Here is a 4430-nt window from a genome sequence, read left to right as displayed (position 1 = left end):
TAACTGGTCCTCGCGGGGGAAAATATTATATCAATAAAAATGGCAATAAAACCTACTTGAAAAAAGAAAAACAATAATTCTAGAGGGTTTTAAAAATAAAAAGCCATAAAGTGACCAGCACTCTATGGCTTTTTTGCGTGAGATCATTTTATTTTTTTACGATTATAGATCTTCCAGTCACCAGATGAATAGTATATACCCTATATAATCCGTCATCGCTAATGTCTATTTTTTCAACCAACCCGGTTTTACTAAAGGTATCTGTGACCAGATCGCCTATTTTAAGATCCTGTAGTACTTCTGAAGGGGTATCCTGATTTAATCTGATCATTTTTATAGTTTTACTTGTCTGATGATGTTTTTAATATTTAACTCAATAATATCTGTCATTGTTTTACATTCAAGATACTGCTGATCAGAGAAATATTCAGCCATTCCATTTTTTAAGGTTTCTATATTCTCTGCTGAAGTGAGTACCTCTGTATTAGAGACATCTCTAAGGTCTGTTAGTCTATGCCTTTCGCTGCGAACCCTGTGTAGAATAGAGGATTTTTCTTCCTGCTGGTATTGAAGGTAAGTTTTATCTGTCAATTGTTCCATACACATTTTTACATAAGCAAAGTTCTCCTTGAAAAATTGGGGAAGATATACTTTAATGTTGCCTTCATAAAATTGCTGGTCAAAATCAATGGCCCGGATCCGGAATTGGATATCGTCAAAGTCTGGAGTAATTTGAACAACGAAGTTATAAGCGCGCATATCGCCTAAGAGCATGACTAAACAACGTTCATTAAACTTCACAAATTCTTTAGCTATACGGGTAGGGTTATATTCTGAATTGTGTAAGTAGTTTTTCGCAAAAACATCCCCCGGGATACCTGCTATATGTTCTTCAATCAATGTTTCCCGGTCCACTAAATAATTCACTTGATTTGGGGATAAAATTTCCTCCATTTCCAGACCATAAATTCTGGAAGCATCTGCTTTTTTTACATAAAAATAGTCATAAACATCATTTAAGCGATTTACGATCCTGATCCTGAAGGGATGTGTATTGCCAAAGGTACAATACTCTATCTTGTCAATATATTTGTGCTGGACAATTCTTAGGTTTCCCGAAGCCTTTAAATTGGCATAAATAACTTTCAGTCCATTATGAAGTTCCTCTATACGGTCATTGGCATAAATTGGGCCTTCCCACAAAGAATCTTTTCCATATTTATCCATAATTGGAAAAGATTCATCAAACTGCAGTAAATCATTGTAAGTTATGGGGAGCCTGGATTCCCGCTGGTAGGTCCTGAGGTATTTTTGTAAGGCAGGAGATACCGGAAAAATAGGTTTTTTTAAGGCTATTTTTACATCATTCAGTTCCATCAGAAGTAATTTGCCCTCAATTTAGTGTTTTCTCTAATTAATACAATAAATCAACTAGCCGGGTCTCTTCGTTTTCTGGAATGGAGTTGGCCTTTTTTAGGTAAGTATTATCCTTAAAATGTGTGCCGGCCAAAACAAGTATTTTGTACATTTCGGTTTTATTGTAAGGACTAATTTGCTGATGTTCTTTCTTTTTATCCTCCAGTGTATATGGAATTAACCAATCTAATGCTTTTTGTAAGTTTGCGCCATTTGGTGTTTTATAGGTCCAGATATCGAGACCTACCTGTTCTCCAAGCACGGCAATATTAAACCAGTTGCTTAGATTTAGTGTGCTGTAGCCGTAGGCATTTGTTCTTTCCAATTCCAAAGGTTGCTGGCCATCAGGTTCCAGCTGAACAGACAACCTTTTTAAGCTTGCAGTTAAAATTTGCTTTGCTTTTTCATTATCACCTGTGAAAAGTGCGAAGGAAGCTGTTTGCATATCGTAAATGGTGCCATGGTTATTTTTTGCGTTATGCTCATCATTCCCATTTTTACTGGTTAGCATCCAATGCAGATATTGTTTGTACCAGTTTTTAATCTGTTCTAAATCAGTTGATGTAAAGCTTTTTGAAGTTGTCATGATTTGCATCCAGTCGGCCAGATCAGCAAGAGATCTGGTCTCTATAATTCCTATTCCTCTGCCATCATTTACGCCCTTGATGGCCTGAGCATAATTCAGATTGGGATTCATTTTTGTTTCTGGATTTAGAAACCAAATACTTAAAAATTCTTTTGCTTTTGCTGCATATTTATCCTGGCCACTGAAAAAATAGGCAAGGGAAAGAAACTGGCACATATTAGACATGTCCTTCATATAAGTGCCGTCCGTTATTTCCTTGATTTCTGGATTTCGTTGTCCATCTTTTCTGATATAAGGGAGTCCATCAGGTTTAGAAGGGTCTGGCCAAAAATATGGAGCAAGACTCATATAGTCGTGTTTTGATCCGCTTGGTGGCGTAAATGATTTATCCATTACAGATCTTGGTTTTAAAGCCAGGAAACCATCTGCTTTATGAATAATCTGTTGCACTTCATCTGTTACTTTCTGATCTCCTTTTTTATAAGCTTCTTTGACGGATTGGAGACGCTTGGAATTAATTAAAATGAGCTTAGAAGCTTGGGAAAAGGACAATTGGAAGGAAAATGCAATCAGAATGATACAAGTAGAAATAGATTTAATCATTAGGAAGATTTGGTTAGGTTGATACAAATCTAATCTTTTGGAGAGCTTGCACAAGTAGAACTTTTGTTACGTTAAATTATATCTTTTTTTGAAGAAATTTGAAAGTACATTCGTTTTCTGTACTGAGTTTATAATACTTCATGCAAAGTAAAGAGACAAGGTAAGTAGGGACATAGCTGATCATCAGTTCATCAAAACCCTGCCTTCTAAAATTTCCTGAAAGGAAGAGGTATATGCTGAATACTAATGCAGAAAGCAATATGGTGGTACTGATAATAACATTTTTACGGTAATAACTTCCATTGAATTTCGGAATGCTTTTAGCAGAGAGGAGAAACGCAAAAAAAAGCGTGGTAAGAAGTGCTGCTAAATCCAGATAATTTAAGTGCATATCAAAGCTCCATTGCTTTTGCATTACAGACATGAGTTTCATATACAGGAACATCACGGCTAAAGTGACCGGAAGAACAAGAATAGATGTTGTAAACATTGCTTTTAAAGCATGCTGAAGTGCGTGTTTCATAATATTAACCTAACTGCTCTTTGATGCTATTGCTATATTTTTGTTACAATGAATTTTGATTTATATTGAATTTATTTTATAGCCAGTTTCAGAAGGAATGATCTCAGATCTGAAGTCTTTAAATTACAATTGTATATTTACTGGCTTAATAACTAAATTCGAATGGATAAAGCAATTCAAATCGCTGTTCTTGATGACTATCAGAAGGTGGCCTTAAAAACAGCAGACTGGACTAAGATAGAGCAATTTGCGGATGTGGTAGTGTTTGATGACCATCTTGATCAAGAGGGGGCCATCGTGGAGCGTCTTTTGCCCTTTCAAATACTTTGCGTAATGAGGGAACGGACGCCATTGACCAGATCTATTCTGTCAAAGCTTAGTCATCTGAAATTAATTGTATCTACAGGCAGACGTAATGCCTCCATAGATATCAGGGCTTGTGAAGAATTCGGAATCGAACTTCAGCATACAGATTACGTGGAAAGTGGTGCACCGGAACTAACATGGGCTTTGTTAATGGCGATGGCAAGAAATATTATCTTCGAAAATCAGAATTTTAGGTCGGGAAAATGGCAGTCTACTGTTGGAACCGATTTATCTGGTAAAACGCTTGGCTTGGTAGGATTAGGACGTATAGGACAGAAAATGGCCAAATTCGCCAAGGCGTTTGATATGGATGTGATTGCCTGGAGCCAAAATTTAACTGCAGAAAAGGCAGCAGCAGCAGGGGCAAATCTTGTGAGTAAAGCTGAACTTTTCAGAACTGCAGATTTTGTAAGCATTCACCTGGTACTGAGTGAACGCTCAAAGGGAATTGTGGGTGCAGAGGAATTGGCTTTAATGAAAAAGGAAGCCTACTTAATTAATACTTCCAGAGGGCCGTTGATTGATGAAGCATCGCTGATTGACACGTTGAAATACAAGCGCATTGCTGGAGCTGCACTTGATGTGTTTGATAGAGAACCGCTGCCCGAAAATCATATCTTAAGGAAATTAGACCGTGTTGTTGCCACGCCTCACATTGGTTACGTTACGGAAAAAACTTATCGGGTATTTTACGGAAATACGGTAAGTATAATTGAACAATGGCTGAAAGAACATTTTGTCTAGGGATTTACATAAAATGATGAATTTTTTTATGTCATATATTTATTTAATGTCTAAACGATAAATATGTTTTTTGTTTAGGTTTAATTATTTTTTATATAAGTTGCTTTTGTTAAATAAATTAACAAGATTTGGGATAATATTTATTGGACATTGCCCTGTTGGTACGAACAGATTTTCTAATTGCGCTCAAGA

5 protein-coding genes are annotated in these 4430 nt (G+C 36.4%); 1 reads left to right on the top strand and 4 read right to left on the bottom strand.

Annotated features, from left to right (window positions below; genetic code table 11):
• Positions 1-148: 148 nt before the first annotated feature.
• The 4 genes from DBR11_RS01175 to DBR11_RS01160 all read right to left on the bottom strand — a co-directional run bounded on the left by DBR11_RS01175 (position 149) and on the right by DBR11_RS01160 (position 3128).
• Entirely contained in the window at positions 149-331 is a 183-nt protein-coding gene (locus tag DBR11_RS01175) for a hypothetical protein (RefSeq protein ID WP_108549777.1), read from the bottom strand.
• Between the two features lie 2 nt (positions 332-333).
• A complete protein-coding gene (locus DBR11_RS01170; protein ID WP_108549776.1) occupies positions 334-1377 on the bottom strand; it encodes a hypothetical protein in 1044 nt (347 codons plus the stop codon).
• Between the two features lie 37 nt (positions 1378-1414).
• Complete coding sequence (locus tag DBR11_RS01165) at positions 1415-2605, bottom strand: alginate lyase family protein (protein WP_108549775.1); 1191 nt, start codon at positions 2603-2605, stop codon at positions 1415-1417.
• Between the two features lie 76 nt (positions 2606-2681).
• A complete protein-coding gene (locus tag DBR11_RS01160) occupies positions 2682-3128 on the bottom strand; it encodes a hypothetical protein (protein WP_108549774.1) in 447 nt (148 codons plus the stop codon).
• Between the two features lie 162 nt (positions 3129-3290).
• Between DBR11_RS01160 and DBR11_RS01155 the strand changes: the two genes are divergently transcribed.
• Entirely contained in the window at positions 3291-4238 is a 948-nt protein-coding gene (locus tag DBR11_RS01155) for a D-2-hydroxyacid dehydrogenase family protein (protein ID WP_108549773.1), read from the top strand.
• Positions 4239-4430 lie beyond the last annotated feature (192 nt).

Source organism: Pedobacter sp. HMWF019 (genome assembly GCF_003061025.1).
In the GTDB taxonomy this organism is placed as follows: domain Bacteria; phylum Bacteroidota; class Bacteroidia; order Sphingobacteriales; family Sphingobacteriaceae; genus Pedobacter.
This window is presented reverse-complemented; position numbering and strand designations above follow the sequence as displayed.

Bases quoted from the DNA above. Each gene is read 5' to 3' on its own strand.
- DBR11_RS01170 (WP_108549776.1), bottom strand. From the start codon at position 1,377: ATGGAACTGAATGATGTAAAAATAGCCTTAAAAAAACCTATTTTTCCG.
- DBR11_RS01160 (WP_108549774.1), bottom strand. From the start codon at position 3,128: ATGAAACACGCACTTCAGCATGCTTTAAAAGCAATGTTTACAACATCT.
- DBR11_RS01155 (WP_108549773.1), top strand. From the start codon at position 3,291: ATGGATAAAGCAATTCAAATCGCTGTTCTTGATGACTATCAGAAGGTG.
- DBR11_RS01175 (WP_108549777.1), bottom strand. From the start codon at position 331: ATGATCAGATTAAATCAGGATACCCCTTCAGAAGTACTACAGGATCTT.
- DBR11_RS01165 (WP_108549775.1), bottom strand. From the start codon at position 2,605: ATGATTAAATCTATTTCTACTTGTATCATTCTGATTGCATTTTCCTTC.